Genomic DNA, 17,338 nt, shown 5'->3' on the forward strand with positions numbered 1-17,338 from the left:
GGAGCTTCGGCAAGCTGATGAGCTACCTGACGTATAAAGCCAGAGCCAACGGCATCGCCATCCAAAAGGTGGACGAAGCCTACAGTACGCAAACATGTCCTGTTTGCCACAACCGCAAGAAACATACCGGTCGCAATGTCCGTTGTGCCTGCGACTACACCAGCCACCGCGACATTCACGGAGCCAAGAACATCCTCAGCAAGACACTGTACGGGAACTTCCTGCCGTGGGCAGTCGCGGAACAGACAAAGTATCTACGACCATGTTAGGGAGTAGTAGATGGCGCGTCACCGCCCACAAACAGTAAAAACTGTTTGCGTTGCTTTTTGTGGAGAGAAGAAACAGCCACTTCCCAAAGGGAAGCCTCTCGGCAACTGTCGAGTCCCGCTGCAGCGTCACTTTAGACAAAAAGAAACCCCGACTTCAAAATCCGTCAGGATTTAAGTGGGGGAGTGTTCATTTATTCCGCCGCATACGACCCCGAATTCGGGAAAACCAAGTTTCCTTTAATTGTTCTTCACGTGTCAAGGCTTTCTCAGCTAATGACAAATCAATAAAATGTTGATGTGCATTTAAAGGTTCTTCATTTGTCTCGATATGGATATAGTCTCCATCAGTATTTAACGCCTGGGCTTTTTGGTTATCACGAAGATAAACATCTAAAATATCCAGGATTTCTGTTTTGATGGCATTATCCAAAATAGGAAATTCAATTTCTACCCGGCCGATCATGTTACGTGTCATCATGTCAGCTGAAGACAAGAAGAGTTTTTTTGCACCATTTTGATGGAAATAGTAAATTCTACTGTGCTCAAGGAAGCGGCCAATAACACTGATAACACGAATGTTATCACTCACTCCAGATACGCCTGGTTTCAGGCAGCAAATACCACGAATAATTAAATCGATTTTAACCCCGATTTGACTCGCTTCATAGAGTTTCATGATAATTTTTTTATCGGTCAAAGAATTCATTTTTGCGATAATTTGACCATTGCCGTATTCGCGGTGGAAATCCATTTCTTTTTCAATGTATTCAAGGAAAGAAAGGCGGATTTCATAAGGAGAGACATATAATTGTTTGTACTCGGGGATTTCCGAATACCCACTAAGGTAGTTAAAGAAGGCTGTTGCATCCTCGCCAATTTCTTGATGAGTGGTAAAAATCCCCATGTCTTCATAGCCGCGTGCCGTTTTATCGTTATAATTGCCGGTCCCCAGATGGATGTACCGCTTTATCTTATTCTGTTCCTTTTTTACAACAAGCGTAATTTTGCTGTGCGTCTTTAAATCTGTTACCCCGTAAAGAACATGAGCACCGGAGTCTTCTAATTCTTTTGCCCAGTGTACATTATTTTCCTCGTCAAACCGAGCTTTTAATTCCACCAAAACAGTAACTTGAATCCCATTCTCTGCGGCCTCTTTTAAGGCAGCAATAATCGGTGAATCCCTTGATACACGATAAAGCGTTTGTTTGATTGCCAGGGTGTTCTTATCCCGTGATGCTTCTTCAATAAAATCGATAACTGGTGTAAATGAGTCATAAGGGTGATGCAAGAAAACATCTTTTTTATTTGTAACAGCGTATATGGATTTTCCTAAGAGTTCTTTCGGTATGATTGGGGAGAAATGTGCGTATCTCAATTCAGGGTAGTCACTCTCCAGGGCATCGGCTAACTCCGCCAACATGGTTAAATCTAAAGGCCCATCAAAACTATAAAGATCCCGTTCCAAGAGGTCTAGTTCTTGCATCAAAAAGGCGACATTATTGGCTCGTAAATCGCCCGAATCAGTTGTACGAACTTCGAGCCGCACAGCCACACCATTTTTACGACGTTTGACATAATCTTCAATCACCGATAATAAATCTTCCGCCCCTTCTTCTTGTACTTCAAAATCAGCATTTCTAGTGATTCTGAAAGTGAAACTTTCGGAGACATGGTACCCCATGAATAAACTAGCTAAGTGTCTCTGAATAATATCCTCAATCATTATGATTTTCGTGATATCACCGTCTCTTAAAATGTAGAATCGGTTCAAGAAGGTTGAGATTGGAACAACCGCAATGTGTTTTTCTTCGCCTTTTGATAGATTAACAAAAATATGAAGCACTTTGTTATTCAAATTGGGAAAAGGACGATAAGCATCAATCCCCAACGGAGTAAGGGCAGGGAAAATCATTTCCTGATAATAGCTCTCAATTTCTTTTTGTTCTGCTTCTGTCAATTCAGATATTTTGGGAAAATAGATATTATGAACCGCTAAATCTTTAATTCTTTTATGGAAAAGGGCATATTGGATTTCGTTATTGCGACGATTTTTACTGGAAATGGCTTCAAGCTGTTGTTCAGCATTCAACTGGGTTTTGGAGTCGCGTTGGCTCGGATCGAATTTGAATTGATCTTGAAGTCCGGCCACACGAATCATAAAAAATTCGTCCAAATTAGAGCTGCCAATAGCCAAGAAGTTTATTTGTTCCAAGAGAGGATTGGCATCCATATCCGCTTCTTTAATTACACGTTTATTGAATTCCAGCCAACTTAGCTCTCGGTTATAGTAATAGTTTGGATCATCCAAGTTAACTGTTATATTGTTTCTCATATCGGCACCGTCCTTGTACGCATCAATAATTAGTAAGCTTTACCCAAAATCTTCTTTTTTCCAGTAGCCACATCTACAAAAACTATATCCAGATTTCCTTTTATTATGCGTTGAATATGTTTGCGTTGACGCATAGCCCGGTATTCTTCGGCAATAATTGAGCCTTTATAGTATATTAATAAATCAAACCCATTTTTCTTGGGTTTAAGTTCTATGTTTTTTACAACATTCAGATGTGAATCATTGAGAGCGTTAGCGAACTTTATAATGCCCCCCAATTCCCTGATTTGATCGATATAGGTGACGTTAAACCATTCGTTGAAAGGTTCCAGATATTGATTGAATAAAGAACGGTTTTTGAAACTTGCCAGCAAAGCGACAACAACACGTTCGCGATGAGAAAGGCCATTTAATTCACTATTAGAAATAATATAGAAGGTATGCTGGGAAACGGCACCACTTTCTACATAGACTCCCAGGTAATAGAGGTAGCTCCCATATTGAAGAAGACGGGCGATATAGCGATCTTTTTCGAAAATATCAACCTTACACATTTCTTCATATAACATGCTGACTAGATTTCCGCGTTGATCTGCTACTCTATTTTGGGTGTGATAACTCAACCCAAGTTTGTAAATGCTTTGTGTACTCGTATTTTCCTTAGTGAACGCTTGATTATCAGATAGTTGGTTCAGATAATCCATTATAATTCCTTCGCGCAAACCTTTATTGCTAAAAATGAACATCGAAGCTTTTACTTCATCAAATAACGCTTGAAAGACAACGTTTGCCGGGATAATAATGTCAGCACGGTCCTGGCTCAAACCATCCAGTTCCTGCAATTCCGGTATGGACAAACTTTTAAAAAGGTCAAGAGTCAAAGCTAAATCATCGCGAGACATGCGATAGCCGTGAACACCAGCTAGGGGATAGTTGGTTTGGCGTTGATGCACGTTGGCGATACTACGGGCTGAACCACCAATGGCAGTAACGGGAACGCGTAATTTATTCAACCATTTAAGGCTCTTGAACTGCTCCTGAATGAAACACGTCATTTTCTTGATGGCTTTTTCGTTATTATGCTCTTTGCCATCAAAAAACATTTGCTTAAGGGTTACAACACCAAAAGGGAAACTATGATAGCGGACGATTTCCTTGTTTTCAAAGTAGGTTATTTCGGTACTTCCCCCACCAATATCGACCGTTACACCCTCACTGGTCTCTGTCGATAAAGTTACTGCGTAACTACCATAAAAAGCTTCTTTTTCTTCGGGAACAATTTGTAAATTGACTCCTGCTTTTTCTGCTACTTGACGAACAATATCTTCCCGATTGGTTGATTGGCGAATGGCTGCCGTTGCCATTGGTAATAATTGCGAAACATCATATTGCTCAGTAACCGCAACAAAGGTTTTCAATACATTCACCAAAGAATCAATTCCATCTTGAGACATCGTCTTATCCTCGCTAAGGTATTGGCTTAGTCGAGCAGGCGTTTTGATATTTTGTAGTTCATAGAGGTTATAATCTTCCGTGATTTCGAAAATAACGAGACGAATCGTATTCGATCCAATATCAATTAGAGCAATTTTTTCAGGTTTCATATATATTCTCCTCAATGTTCGGACGTTATCTCTATTTTATAGAACAAATAGTCATTTGTCACAAAAAACAAAATGAGGGCGACGCCAACTTGGCGTCGTCCTCATTTAAATCTATATATTAATATAATTTGCGATTTTTTCGATTAATGCGTCGACGTTATTAACAACGACACCGTTTGTTTTAATTAAGCCGACTGTATACAAGTTAACATACGGAAATTGTGACTCAGCCACTTCTTGTAAGGCAGCCAATTTTTTTTCGTTTGTGGCACCTTGTTGCCTTGAATCTGAATAAAGGGCAACAATAGGAATACCTGCTTGATAAGCAACACCAATTTCAGTGGCCACTCCTACATCCATCGTTTGGCCATCCAGAATAGCAATCAAAATATCCGAAGCCAGTAATTGATCCGTATCCTGTTTAGCGATTAAAATTGAATCTGCATAAGCGTTCTTATCATTAATTTCGCCGTTTTCTTGAGGTACATAAAGATTTAAATCGGGATAAGCTTCCCGAATTTTACCAACCAAGAATTCGTTGTACTGTAATTCCATATGTGAAAAAAGGGGAGCTGCATAGTAGCCTTTTAGAGTCATTGTATATTCTCCTTTTGAAATTATTCATCAATTTTACTAAAACTATCATAGCAATAGTACTCTTAGGATGCAAAGTGCTATTTTCTGTAAGATGTTACAGTTACATTACAGACGAATAGAAGTTGACACATAATCGTAAGATGCTTGAAACCTCTCTCACAAATTTGAATCGTATAATACAAATAGTATTTCCAAAGGAAAGAGGCGAGCCTAATTGGTTAAAGAAAGAAAGCTCGGAAAATTACTTGTAGCGGCATTAGCAGCACAAATGCTATTTGCAGCACCGATTCAAGCGAGTACATTAGATAAAATTCAAAAGCAAGAACAATCCAAGCAGAATGAAATCTCAGAAATAGAGGTATTGGTAACTGACAAATTGACTTCAGTTAACAATAAAAAAGCTGAGGTTGAAGAACTGAATGCACAGATTGAAGATGTCGAAGGTCAAAAAACCGAAACACTTGCAGAGATTGAAGAACAAAAAGCGCTAATTGCAGCACGCAAAGAACAATTGGAAGAACGTTTGGTGGCATTGCAAACTTCATCTTCAACTAATAGCCGGATGTTAATGCTTATGGAAGCAGAAAACTTTGGTGATTTTCTTAATTTGCTGTTGATTCTTGGTCAACTTCAAAGTGCCGATAATGATCGGATCGAATTGGCAATCGAAGAAGAACAAAAATTAGAAGATTTAGAAACGCAGTTGAGTGAAGAAATTGCACTAATTGAAGAAAAATCACTACTTGTGGATGCTGAATCTGAGATTTTGGCGCGCGAACTTGGTTCCTTGCAACAAATCTTAAACGAGAATCAAGCCGAACTAGAAAAAATTATGGCAGACAAAACAGCGGAAGAAAACCGTTTAGCTGAAGTTGCCAAAGCTGAAAAAGTAGCAGCCGAAAAAGCTGCTAAAGAAAAGGCTGAAGCAGATAAAATTGCAGCCGAAAAAGCGGCATCCGATAAACTGGCAGCCGAAAATGCTGCAGCTGAAGAAGCAGAACGTATTGCTGCCGAGGAAGCTGCTAAGACAGAATTGGTTGTAGAAACAGAAACAGAAACAGAAGTCGTAGAAAATACGGTTGTACAGAATATTTCTGCTCCAGTAGTAACTGAGACGCCAGCACCATCAGGTCGTCAAGTAACGGTCAATGCCACAGCATACTCACGCAATCAACCGAGTCTAAGTAATCATACTTTCACAGGTATTGATTTACGTGAAAATCCAATGGTTATTGCTGTAGATCCGTCTGTTATTCCATTGTGGTCATTAGTGGAAATTCCAGGATATGGAATCTATTTAGCAGGAGACACGGGAAGCGCCATTATCGGAAATCGAATTGATATCCATATGGAAAATCTGGATAGCGCCTGGGCATTCGGAAGACGCCAACTTACTGTAACAATCTTAAATTAATACTAGGAAAAAACTGGGTGATTTCACCCAGTTTTTTTTATATGGATCTGTTATTTATGGTGTTGCTAGGCATTTCCTTCACCAACACCGAATAACCTTATAGAATGAAAAAAACCGAGACTTTGATAGTCTCGGTTTCCTATTTGTTTACAATACTTTATTCAAGAAATCTTGTGTACGTGGATGTTTTGCGTTTTTGAAGATTTCTTCCGGTGTACCTTCTTCAACAATGAATCCGCCATCCATGAAAATGACACGGTCACCAACTTCGCGGGCAAAGCCCATTTCGTGTGTAACGACAATCATGGTCATACCTTCTCGGGCAAGGCGTTTCATTACTTCTAAAACTTCACCAACCATTTCTGGGTCTAACGCTGAAGTTGGTTCGTCAAACAACATAATATCTGGATTCATAGCTAACGCGCGTGCAATAGCAACACGTTGTTTTTGTCCCCCTGATAATGAGTTTGGATAGACATCAATTTTTTCGCTTAATCCAACTATTTCCAACAGTTCAGCGGCTTTGCTGTGCGCCTCTTCTTTTGTCATTCGCTTCAATTCCACGGGTGCAAGCGTAATGTTTTGTGCCACTGTTAAGTGGGGGAATAGGTTGAAATGTTGGAATACCATACCAATTTCTTCCCGTACCTTATTTATATTGATTTTAGGATCAGTTAAATCAACATTATCGATTTCAACATGTCCACCAGAAATTTCTTCTAACCCGTTTAAACAACGCAGAAACGTACTTTTTCCTGAACCAGAAGGACCAATGATACACACAACTTCACCTTCAACAATTTCTGCATTAATTGATTTTAGGACCTCATTTTCACCAAAATTCTTCTTGAGATCTGTTACTTTTACTTTAATCTTAGCCATTTGTGGACTCCTTTCGGCATCGTTGTCTTATTCTACCAAAAAAATGGCTATATTAAAAGTGTATGAGATGATAATGAGTCTTGACAAAAAACTACTTAAGACAGGAATTTGAAATCAAGGTATTGTTTATATCCTGCCAAGTTTTTCAATAGCCTGTACTAACGTGTCCAATTTCTTCTCCATGCGATTCAACAGATACATGGAGATAACGATGGGAAAGCCAGTATTGCTAATGACTTCTATATAGGATAACAATTCAACTTCCATCCAAAACGCCTCCTTTCTATTTACAAAGACGTTTTATTTGGTCAAAATGTTACAATTTTTCGTGGATACTTCGGTAAATCGCTTGCGCAACACCATCATGGGTATTTGTTGCGGTCACATATTTAGCCACTTTTTTTACGCCGTCCTCTGCGTTTCCCATGGCAAAACTGACACCAGCTTTTTCAAGCATGGATACGTCGTTGAAATTATCACCGATCGCCATTACATTTTCAAGAGGGATTCCCATTTTTTTAGCAACGCGTTCAAGTGCTATTCCTTTTTGTGCATTTACATGGTTAATCTCCAAGTTATTAAAGAAAGAGGAAGTGACGACGAGTTCTTTATCTTTATCCAGATTTTCCCGGAGAGGCTGTAGCTCTGGTTGACCGCTATTGCTGAATACCAGAACCTTCAAAGCAAGTCGATCATCTGTAAGTATTTCCTCGTAATCGTTTATATAATTGATGTTTAACAACTCCAGACGACCTAAAGCAAGAACTAATGCCATTTTAAAAGTCGTATCCGGGTTGGTAGTATGTAATAAACTCGTCATTGTTTCTACACGTTTCACTTTGTTGTCAGAATAAACGCCGTCTGCCATAACAACTTCTGCATATAATCCTTTTTCACGTGCAGCATCTAGAATGTATCGGATGCGATTTTTGTCTATCCCGACATTTTCAACTAAATTTCCTGCTTCATCAATAATCTGGCCCCCGTTCACCGTAATCATGGGACAATGTATACCCACCTCTTTTAAAGCAGGGACTGCTTCGGTATAACCACGGCCCGTTGCGACCATGAATTTGATGCCTTGTTGTTCAGCTTCTTTGATAGCCTGTTGGTTTGCTTCCGAGATAGCCATTTTATTATTCAAAAGCGTTCCATCCATATCAGATACGATTAATTGAATCACTATACATCCTCCTGAAATCATATTTGAATATTACCTTTCCAGTGTAACATTTTTACTAATTTGGTACACTATATACTAAAGTGAGGAGATTAGAATGAAGCAGATTATTCACAATGAGTGGCAAGAAGTTTTGGAGCCTGAGTTCAAATCAGCTTATTATTTACAACTACGTAAATTTTTGAAAAAAGAGTATGGACAAGCAACTATTTATCCCAGTATGCATGATATATGGAATGCATTCGAATTAACACCTTATAATGATGTGAAAGTGGTTATCATCGGTCAAGATCCTTACCATGGAGAAAACCAGGCACATGGGCTTAGTTTCTCTGTCCAAAAAGGAGTCCGAATTCCACCATCATTGCGAAATATATATAAGGAATTGGAATCTGATTTAGGTATTAAACCTGTGACCCATGGTAATTTAACTGCCTGGGCAAAACAAGGTGTTTTCCTTTTAAACAGTGTCTTGACTGTCCGCCAAGGGGAAGCTTATTCCCATCGTGGAAAAGGGTGGGAATTATTAACGGACGCCGTTATCCGCGCCCTAAATGAGCGTGATAAACCAGTTGTATTTATTTTGTGGGGAAATGCGTCCATTGCTAAAAAAGCATTTATCGATACATCCAAGCATATTGTAATATCCTCCCCACATCCAAGTCCGTTATCGGCTCACAGAGGCTTTTTCGGATCCAAACCATTTTCCAAGACTAACCAGGCACTAAAAGAATTAGGCGAACAGCCCATTGACTGGCAATTGCCGGATGAGGTGACCGAATGAAAAGTTACATTTTAGAAACTTCCCGGGGAAACCTTTATTATCAGATGGGGGGAGTAGGGGAACCTCTGTTGTTCATCCATGGTAATGGAGAGGATTCTGATATTTTCAGTATCCAATTTGAAGATTTTCAGCCCACACATACTGTTATTGCTATGGATACCCGTGGGCATGGGCGGTCCGATTTAGGCGTTGACACTCTGACCTTCAGGCTGATTGCTGATGATATTTTAACACTGCTTGATGAACTGGCGATCGAAAAAATTATAATCGTTGGTTACAGTGACGGCGGAAATATTGCCTTATATTTAGCGGCTCATAATCCAGAACGTGTCCGTTGTGTTATAACGATGGGGTCCAACTATAAGGCAGATGCGATTGAGAAAACAACTTACCAGGAGATTGTTGAGCACAGGGAAGAACTTTTGACTCAGGAGCAAAATGAAGAAGTTAAAAGGCAATTGAATATTGTGAATTTGATGTTGGATGAATTGGATTTATCTGAAAATGATTTGAAGAATTTACAAGTTCCGGTTTTGGTGATGGCTGGTGAATTTGATTTAATTAAGCGCGAGCACACTGAAGAAATGGCCGCACTGATACCGAATGGAGAAGTTTTTATTGTCCCGGAAGGCGGCCATGATTTCTTTGTAACGGATCCAGGGAGTTTTCAAGAAGCAGTCAATCTGTTTTTTGAAAAATTAGAGGACAATGAGATTTAACTTGAAATATTCTTTTCTTTGAATTATGATAGGTTTACAAAAAGAATCGAGGACAGACAATGACTAATTGGGTATGGCAAAAAGAAAATGAATATTATGGCTACTATAGATAGTATTCATATCCAACTTTGGATGTGAACTGTGATAAACATTCATATCTAGAGTGGCTATATTGACATGTCTGTTCAGCCGCTTGTAATAATAGCGGCTGGTAAATTTAAACATTCTGGTTGATCCCCAACTGGAAAATTTAATATAAACCCTGCTGAGGTTATTACTCGGCGGGGTTTATTTTTTTGAATAGAAAGGGGACTGAAATATGAAAACAATTGCAATTGTAGGCTTAGGAGTTGTTGGGGGTTCATTTGCCAAAGCGATCAAGTTAAATGAAATAAAGGATGTTGAGGTTTTGGCAATCGATCTTGATTCCGAAACACTTAAACAGGCATTGGAAGAAGGAACAATTCAAGGCGGGGAAACCAAAAATAAAACGATTCTCCAAAGAGCGGATATTGTAATTTTTGCACTGTATCCAGAGGCAATGAAAAAATTTGTGAAAACTCACGCGCAAGAATTCAAAACAGGTGCTATCCTGACGGATACTGCGGGCGTGAAAGGAGCTTTAATTGAAAATATGCAAGCTGATCTCCCGAAACAAGTGGATTTTATATTTGGCCATCCAATGGCTGGACGCGAGAGTCGCGGCTATAAATTTGCGACTGGTACTATTTTCCAGGGTGCAAATTACTTGATAACTCCAACCAGTGAAAATAAACAAGAGAATGTAGATATCTTGATCGATTTATTGAAAAAGCTTGGTTTTAAAAGGATATCGGTCGTGAACCCACAGGAACATGATGAGATGATTGCTTTTACCAGCCAACTTTGTCACGCGATTGCAGTTGCCTTGATTAATAGTGATGATCCTCATCGTGAGACCGTGCGATTTATCGGAGATAGTTACCGTGATTTAACGCGTATTGCCAAAATAAATGAATCCTTATGGTCAGAATTATTCCTGGAAAACAAGGCAGCATTACTGGATGCCATGACAAGTTTTGAGATGCAGTTTCATGCTATCAAACAAGCAGTCTTAACCGATGATAGCAAAGCTTTGGAAACCTTATTTGTCGAATCCACCGAGCGACGCATCAGCCTTGAAGCATCCGATTTAAAAGGTAAATGATTTTTTTAAAAGCTCTATGTATAAATGCGGAATAGTCATATATTTTATGGTATCCTTGATGGTGAAATGGACACCCGGAAAGGAGTCTTAATATGGAATTAAGTATTTTAGATCAAGTGCCAATATCTACTGCAAGTAGCTCAAGAGATGCTTTGAATAATGCTGTCACCTTAGCGCAAGTTGCAGAAAAACTTGGTTATCGACGTATTTGGTTTTCTGAACATCATGGGGCTACTAATTTAGCTAGTTCAGCACCCGAGATTATAACGGCACACGTGGCAGCAAAAACAAAGACCATTAATGTTGGGACAGGCGGCATCATGATGATGCATTATTCGCCTTTAAAAATTGCAGAAATTTTCAAAACATTGGAAGTCCTGCATCCAGGCAGAATAGATTTGGGAATAGGGCGGGCACCTGGTGGCGACCGCAATGCAATCTTTGCTTTGTCACAGGGAAAAGCCCCGAACTTAAATAACATGTATGACAAATTAGAAGTAATCCAAGATTTGATATTAGATGAGCAACCGCAATACGAGGTATATCAACATACAATCGCAACACCACAAACCGAAACAGTTCCTACCATGTGGCTATTAGGTTCGAGTGGTGACAGTGCCATGCAGGCTGCAAATAGAGGTATTGGTTATTCCTATGCGCAATTTTTTAGCGGCAAGATGAACCCCGAAGCCTTTGAAATTTATAACAGTCGATTTAAACCCTCCCGCTTTATGGCCGAGAAAAAATTATCGGTTGCGTTTTATGCAATGGTCTGCGAAACGGAGGAAGAAGCTAACTACTATACTCTTCCTTACCTGCTATCAAAAATGAATTTGATGCGCGGTCATCGCATGGAGAAGATGTTAACACCCGAAGAAGCCGTAAATCATCCTTTATCCGAAATGGACCGCATGATTATTGAGAAGCTTCGTGAAGGGATGCTAATTGGGACAGCTCAAACGGTAGCAGCCGAATTGAAAAAATATGAGATGGAATATCACATAGATGAAGCGATGATCGTTACTTTTGCAGACCCTCAGGATGTAAGACATAACTCCTACCGCTTGTTGGCGGAAGAATTCGGGATTGTGAAGGGTGGAAGTTGAACGTGACCTTATCATTCTGGATGGCAGCCGAAAAATGGTATCAATTTTGGGCACCAGTTTCACTGGGGATAATAATGTTTTCTGGTCTGGTTATGGCTTTTGCTTTCACAAAAAGAAAGACAAGCATTGGGAAAAACGTTTTGAAAATAGCCGCTATTGTCGTTGGCATATTTGCGGTGGCGATTTTGTTTAATAATCAACGGTATGAGTCGTATTTAGAGCCTGCAAGTCACGTGACGCCAGTTATTCGGCATATGCAGTATAAAGCATTCCAAGGTTATCAACCCATGACCCCATCAACAGTGGCAGCCTATGCCCGTTATCATGATCCTGACGGGGTGATGGCAACGGGGTTGTATGATGAAGAAATTGTTAGAGAACCAGTAAATTATCTGGGGAAAAAACACCGTCATCATTATTTTGAGTATAAAGGGAAAATATTCAAACAGTATGAATCAAGTGTTGTTTTTGAACCGTCTGAATCTCAGACGGCTATAATAGGAACGCTTCATCATCTGAAGGATTCTGAATTTGAAACGATTGGATTTAATGACACCCACTATATTTTTTATGACCATGTCGTGATAGCACAGGATGATACCGGTAAAACGTATTCTCCAGAAGATGAATTTCTGGTTCCCACACTCAAAGATATATTTCTCGATTGGACATTTAGATACTATTAATAATTTACTTAAAAACCGTACGAAGTGATACACACGTTAATCTGTTTCAAAACAGAAAATGAACAAATAATTTCTAGTATGATGTCATTTACAACACGTACACTCTATGTGCAGTAAATTCATAAATTACCAATAAAATGTTATTTTTGATATCAATAATCTTGACTTATAGATTATGAAACAGTTTTTTATGCTGTTTCTATCAATAATAGCTGATATTTTTTTGAAATTGCGTTATGATAGGTGTGTAGTAAAAAATCCGAGGAGGGAACTCTCACATGGACATGTTCCAAAGTTTAGAAGCAAAGATTAAAGGTAAAAAAATTAAAATCGTTTTCCCGGAAGCAACAGATTCACGTATTTTAGGTGCCGTAGTACGTCTTAAAGCAGAGGATTTAGTAGAACCAATTTTAGTTGGTAACAAAGAAGCTGTTGAAACAGCTGCTAAAGACCGTGGATTCAACATTGAAGGCGTTTCTGTTTTAGATCCAGCTAACTATGCTGAATTTGACGAAATGGTTGCATCTTTTGTTGAACGTCGTAAAGGAAAAGCGACAGAAGAACAAGCACGCAAAACATTATTGGATGAAAACTATTTCGGAACAATGCTTGTATATATGGGATTGGCTGATGGCTTAGTAAGTGGTGCCGTTCACTCAACAGGTGATACTGTGCGTCCAGCTCTACAAATCATCAAAACAAAACCAGGCGTTAGCCGTACTTCTGGAGCTTTTATCATGCTTCGTGGTCGTGGCCAAGAAAAATATTTGTTCTCTGACTGTGCTATTAACATTAACCCAACTGCACAAGAATTGGCAGAAATCGCAGTGGAATCAGCTAAAACAGCTGAAATGTTCGATATTGAGCCGAATGTGGCAATGTTAAGCTTCTCCACTAAAGGATCTGCATCATCCCCAGAACAAGAAAAAGTTGCCGAAGCAACAAGAATTGCTAAAGAATTAGCGCCGGAATATAATATCGATGGCGAATTGCAATTTGATGCTGCCTTTGTTGAAGCAGTAGCTAAACAAAAAGCACCAGATTCCCCAGTTGCTGGTCAAGCAACAGTATTTGTATTCCCTGAAATCCAATCAGGAAACATTGGTTACAAGATTGCACAACGTTTTGGAGCTTTTGAAGCTGTTGGACCAATCTTGCAAGGTTTGAATAAACCGATTTCTGACCTTTCTCGTGGTTGTGTGGAAGAGGATGTCTTCAAGACAGCTATTATCACAGCAAATCAAACATTGGTAAAATAATTTATCCGTATAACAGCCCCAGTCATATGCTGGGGCTGTTTTTTTCTTTTTCTTTTTGCGATATAATAGAGCAGAGATTGAAGTGGGGGTTGAATGGTGATTTATACAATTAATACCAACAATGAAAAAGAAACACTCGATTTAGCCGAAAAATTGGGGAACTTAGTTCAAGCACGCGATGTTATTTTGTTGGAAGGCGACTTAGGGGCTGGTAAAACAACTTTTACAAAAGGATTGGCGACAGGGATGGGAATAGGACAAGTTATCAAAAGTCCCACCTATACCATTATCCGGGAATATACCAAAGGACGTTTACCGCTATATCACATGGATGTTTACCGGCTTGAAGAAGCAGGTAGTGATGAAATGGGTTTGGAAGAGTATTTTTACGGTGATGGGGTAAGCGTTGTTGAATGGTCCAAGTTTATTGCGGATGAATTACCTAATAATTATCTGCTTGTCCAAATAGATAAAACAGGGGAATATCTACAAAATCGTACGTTTACGATTGAATCAGTCGGAGAACGTTATGACAAACTATTAATAGATTGGAAAAATTTAAATGAAAACTGAAAAACTTGAAATCATTATCCGTGAAGCAATACCCTCAGATGCAAAAGATATTATTGCATTCTGTGAGCAAACAGGTGCAGAAACAGATTATTTAACTTACGGACCAGAAGGGTTGGAGCTATCTGAAGCGTTTGAAGAGATGTATTTAGAAGGTTTGATGGAAAAGGATAATGCCATCATGCTGGTAGCAACCATTAATAATGAAGAATTAATCGGGATTGCTTCTGTCGGATCCAATGATAAACCAAAAACGAAACATGTGGGAGAAGTCGGTATTACAGTTTCCAAAGAATTCTGGGGATATGGTCTTGGAACAGCTTTAATGGAAGAAGTAGAAATTTGGGCGAAAGAGTCTGGCGTGATCCGTCGCCTGGAATTAACCGTTCACGCTGACAATGAGCGTGCCATAGCACTTTATGAGAAAATGGGCTATCAACGAGAAGGCATTATGCCCCGCGTCATGTTTATTGACGGAGAGTTTGTAGATGGTGTCATGATGAGTTTATTGGTGGATTAGAAAAAACCGTTGGAAGCAATCTGCTCCAACGGTTTTTAAGCGTCCAATGTTAATGAAACGGGACAATGATCGCTTCCTAGAATCTTATCGTGAATTTCAGCAGCCACTAACTTATTTTTTAAAGCTTCAGAAGTAAGAAAATAGTCAATGCGCCATCCAGCGTTATTTTTTCTGGCATTAAAGCGATAATTCCACCAAGTGTAGCGACCTGTTACATCAGGGTAAAAGAACCGGAATGTATCGATAAAACCATTTTCTAACAACAGCGAGAATTTATTCCGTTCTTCATCCGAGAAGCCTGCATTTTTACGATTAGACTTTGGGTTTTTTAAATCAATTTCAGTATGTGCGACGTTTAAGTCTCCACATATAACCACTGGTTTCGTTTGTTCAAGGGATTTTAAATAATGACGGAATGATTCTTCCCATTTCATCCGATAATCCAGTCGTGCTAATTCAGATTTGGAATTTGGTGTATAAACCGTTACAAGCCAGAAGTTTGGATATTCTAGACTGATCAGTCGACCTTCTTGATCGTGTTCATCTATACCCATCCCATATCTAACGGAAATTGGTGGATGCTTAGTATAAATGGCAGTTCCGGAATAGCCTTTTTTGACAGCATAATTCCAATAAGATTGATATCCTTCAAACTCTAATTCAATCTGACCTTCTTGTAATTTTGTTTCTTGAATACAAAAAAAATCCGCATCTAATTCAGAAAATACTTCCAAGAAATTTTTCTGCACGATTGCTCTGAGACCATTCACATTCCATGATACAAATTTTAATGGCATACTCGCTCACTCCTAGAATAAAATTCCTAAAGCAAAATTACTGAAAATACCAAGAACGATTAAGTTTATTATTACAAAAGCCCATTTAAATTTTGTTTCTTTCACATTTAGGCCGTATATAACACCGACTAATGGGAAAAATAGTGCTAATAATACAGAAACGGTTGCAATGGAATTAGGATCTTTTGTTCCGAAAAGATAGACGGGGTAAAGAATAGCAAGCAATGTAAAAACCGTCGCATTTCGTAGTTGTTTATTTTTCATCTGTCATTCTCCTTTCCTCTCCGGAATATTTTAGCATATTTTCACTTGAAATTGCGATTATTCACTTTGAATGTTAGATGACAAAGATTACAAGTTGACTAACTAACAAAAAATAGCTTAATATCGAGGTAAGATATGCTACAATAACTAATGCGATGCAAATAAAAAATTATAAAACATTTATTTGTCTGAATAATGAATATTTAGTGAGGCGAAAAACGTGCAAGAATATAAACAGGTGGCAGGGGAATTGCGAAAACTTTTTCCGTCGATCATCATTAAGGAAAATGAATTCCTCAGCAATTATACATATACGAAAACAGGTGGACCAGTGGATGCCCTTGTTTTTCCAAAAACAAAAGACGAAGTGCAAAATATCGTAAAATGGACATTTGACAATAAAATTCCTTTAACGACTCTTGGCAATTCCAGTAATGTTATTATCCGTGATGGCGGTATTCGTGGCGTTGTAATGATTTTGACTCATATGGATGATATTCTTGTCAATAAAAATCAATTAATTGTCCAAAGCGGAGCAGCATTAATTGAAACTTCACGGGTAGCTTTACGTGAAAAACTGACTGGACTTGAATTTGCTTGTGGTATTCCAGGGAGTGTGGGCGGTGCTGTCTACATGAATGCAGGAGCCTATGGCGGTGAAGTTGAATCTGTCATTGAAACGGTCGAGGTTGTAACACTGAGCGGCGAGCGTAAAATATACACTCACAAGGAAATGGAATTCCGTTACCGCTACAGTGTCGTTCAAAATACCGGAGATATTGTGCTGGAAACAGTTTTTACTCTGGAAAAAGGTAAAGAAGACAAAATACAAGAAAAAATGACGGAATTCACAGAACTACGTGAATCTAAGCAACCGTTAGAATACCCATCATGTGGGAGTGTATTCAAACGCCCAACGGGTTACTTTACGGGGAAACTAATCCAGGACGCCGGCCTTCAAGGTAAACAATGGGGTGGAGCACAAATTTCCCTGAAACATGCCGGTTTCATTGTTAATATTGACGGGGCCACTGCAACGGATTATATTGACTTGATAGGGTATATTCAAAAAGTAATTAAAGAAGTTTATGATGTTGAATTAGAAACAGAAGTACGCATCATTGGCGAAGACCCGAGTAAAGTCATGGAGGAAGTAACTTCATGAAACA

The 17,338-nt window shown here is 39.0% G+C and carries 19 protein-coding genes; 11 read left to right on the forward strand and 8 right to left on the reverse strand.

What is annotated here, in order from left to right:
* On the forward strand, positions 1–269 hold a 269-nt coding region (locus ACTU7M_RS02650), incomplete at its 5' end, for a zinc ribbon domain-containing protein (RefSeq protein ID WP_443472824.1).
* 187 nt (positions 270–456) lie between these two features.
* Here ACTU7M_RS02650 and ACTU7M_RS02655 read toward each other — a convergent pair.
* The 3 genes from ACTU7M_RS02655 to ACTU7M_RS02665 all read right to left on the reverse strand — a co-directional run bounded on the left by ACTU7M_RS02655 (position 457) and on the right by ACTU7M_RS02665 (position 4,802).
* On the reverse strand, positions 457–2,601 hold the full coding sequence (locus ACTU7M_RS02655) for an RNA degradosome polyphosphate kinase (RefSeq protein WP_443472825.1): 2,145 nt from the start codon (positions 2,599–2,601) through the stop codon (positions 457–459).
* Between the two features lie 29 nt (positions 2,602–2,630).
* A complete protein-coding gene (locus ACTU7M_RS02660; RefSeq protein WP_443472826.1) occupies positions 2,631–4,205 on the reverse strand; it encodes a Ppx/GppA family phosphatase in 1,575 nt (524 codons plus the stop codon).
* Between the two features lie 111 nt (positions 4,206–4,316).
* Positions 4,317–4,802, reverse strand: coding sequence for a nucleoside 2-deoxyribosyltransferase (locus ACTU7M_RS02665; protein WP_443472827.1), 486 nt, complete (start codon positions 4,800–4,802; stop codon positions 4,317–4,319).
* Between the two features lie 214 nt (positions 4,803–5,016).
* On the opposite strand from ACTU7M_RS02665, the gene ACTU7M_RS02670 reads away from it, so the two are divergent.
* Positions 5,017–6,216, forward strand: a complete 1,200-nt coding sequence (locus ACTU7M_RS02670) for a 3D domain-containing protein (RefSeq protein ID WP_443472828.1) — start codon at positions 5,017–5,019, stop codon at positions 6,214–6,216.
* Between the two features lie 147 nt (positions 6,217–6,363).
* Here ACTU7M_RS02670 and ACTU7M_RS02675 read toward each other — a convergent pair whose 3' ends face one another.
* The 3 genes from ACTU7M_RS02675 to ACTU7M_RS02685 form a co-directional block, all read right to left on the reverse strand.
* The gene (locus ACTU7M_RS02675; RefSeq protein WP_443472829.1) at positions 6,364–7,098 is read right to left on the reverse strand and encodes an amino acid ABC transporter ATP-binding protein; all 735 of its coding nucleotides are present in this window, start codon (positions 7,096–7,098) and stop codon (positions 6,364–6,366) included.
* Positions 7,099–7,224: 126 nt separating this feature from the next.
* A complete protein-coding gene (locus tag ACTU7M_RS02680; RefSeq protein ID WP_443472830.1) occupies positions 7,225–7,365 on the reverse strand; it encodes a YvrJ family protein in 141 nt (46 codons plus the stop codon).
* 49 nt (positions 7,366–7,414) lie between these two features.
* Positions 7,415–8,281 (reverse strand): Cof-type HAD-IIB family hydrolase, encoded by an 867-nt coding sequence (locus tag ACTU7M_RS02685; RefSeq protein ID WP_443472831.1) that lies wholly within the window; start codon positions 8,279–8,281, stop codon positions 7,415–7,417.
* A gap of 94 nt (positions 8,282–8,375) precedes the next feature.
* Here ACTU7M_RS02685 and ACTU7M_RS02690 point away from each other — a divergent pair, with 94 nt between their 5' ends.
* The 8 genes from ACTU7M_RS02690 (at position 8,376) to ACTU7M_RS02725 (ending at position 15,108) form a co-directional block, all read left to right on the forward strand.
* Entirely contained in the window at positions 8,376–9,062 is a 687-nt protein-coding gene (locus tag ACTU7M_RS02690; protein ID WP_443472832.1) for a uracil-DNA glycosylase, read from the forward strand.
* Positions 9,059–9,781, forward strand: a complete 723-nt coding sequence (locus tag ACTU7M_RS02695) for an alpha/beta fold hydrolase (RefSeq protein WP_443472833.1) — start codon at positions 9,059–9,061, stop codon at positions 9,779–9,781. The genes ACTU7M_RS02690 and ACTU7M_RS02695 overlap by 4 nt, the downstream gene beginning before the upstream one ends.
* A 319-nt stretch (positions 9,782–10,100) precedes the next feature.
* Positions 10,101–10,967, forward strand: a complete 867-nt coding sequence (locus ACTU7M_RS02700) for a prephenate dehydrogenase (RefSeq protein ID WP_443472834.1) — start codon at positions 10,101–10,103, stop codon at positions 10,965–10,967.
* Positions 10,968–11,059: 92 nt separating this feature from the next.
* Entirely contained in the window at positions 11,060–12,073 is a 1,014-nt protein-coding gene (locus ACTU7M_RS02705; RefSeq protein ID WP_443472835.1) for an LLM class flavin-dependent oxidoreductase, read from the forward strand.
* Positions 12,070–12,759 (forward strand): hypothetical protein, encoded by a 690-nt coding sequence (locus ACTU7M_RS02710; protein WP_443472836.1) that lies wholly within the window; start codon positions 12,070–12,072, stop codon positions 12,757–12,759. The genes ACTU7M_RS02705 and ACTU7M_RS02710 overlap by 4 nt, the downstream gene beginning before the upstream one ends.
* A 278-nt stretch (positions 12,760–13,037) precedes the next feature.
* A complete protein-coding gene (gene pta / locus ACTU7M_RS02715; protein ID WP_443472837.1) occupies positions 13,038–14,018 on the forward strand; it encodes a phosphate acetyltransferase in 981 nt (326 codons plus the stop codon).
* Positions 14,019–14,114: 96 nt separating this feature from the next.
* Positions 14,115–14,591 carry a tRNA (adenosine(37)-N6)-threonylcarbamoyltransferase complex ATPase subunit type 1 TsaE gene (gene tsaE / locus ACTU7M_RS02720; protein ID WP_443472838.1) on the forward strand — a complete coding sequence of 159 codons (477 nt, stop codon included), beginning with the start codon at positions 14,115–14,117 and terminating at the stop codon, positions 14,589–14,591.
* Complete coding sequence (locus tag ACTU7M_RS02725; RefSeq protein WP_443472839.1) at positions 14,581–15,108, forward strand: GNAT family N-acetyltransferase; 528 nt, start codon at positions 14,581–14,583, stop codon at positions 15,106–15,108. The genes tsaE and ACTU7M_RS02725 overlap by 11 nt, the downstream gene beginning before the upstream one ends.
* Before the next feature lie 35 nt (positions 15,109–15,143).
* On the opposite strand, the gene ACTU7M_RS02730 is transcribed toward ACTU7M_RS02725, so the two are convergent.
* Together ACTU7M_RS02730 and ACTU7M_RS02735 are read right to left on the reverse strand one after the other, a co-directional pair.
* The gene (locus tag ACTU7M_RS02730; RefSeq protein WP_443472840.1) at positions 15,144–15,905 is read right to left on the reverse strand and encodes an exodeoxyribonuclease III; all 762 of its coding nucleotides are present in this window, start codon (positions 15,903–15,905) and stop codon (positions 15,144–15,146) included.
* A gap of 12 nt (positions 15,906–15,917) precedes the next feature.
* Positions 15,918–16,169, reverse strand: a complete 252-nt coding sequence (locus ACTU7M_RS02735; RefSeq protein ID WP_443472841.1) for a hypothetical protein — start codon at positions 16,167–16,169, stop codon at positions 15,918–15,920.
* 220 nt (positions 16,170–16,389) lie between these two features.
* Between ACTU7M_RS02735 and murB the strand changes: the two genes are divergently transcribed.
* The gene (murB, locus tag ACTU7M_RS02740) at positions 16,390–17,334 is read left to right on the forward strand and encodes a UDP-N-acetylmuramate dehydrogenase (RefSeq protein ID WP_443472842.1); all 945 of its coding nucleotides are present in this window, start codon (positions 16,390–16,392) and stop codon (positions 17,332–17,334) included.
* Positions 17,335–17,338 lie beyond the last annotated feature (4 nt).

It is taken from the genome of Jeotgalibaca sp. A122, from assembly GCF_052266715.1.
Lineage (GTDB): Bacteria > Bacillota > Bacilli > Lactobacillales > Aerococcaceae > Jeotgalibaca.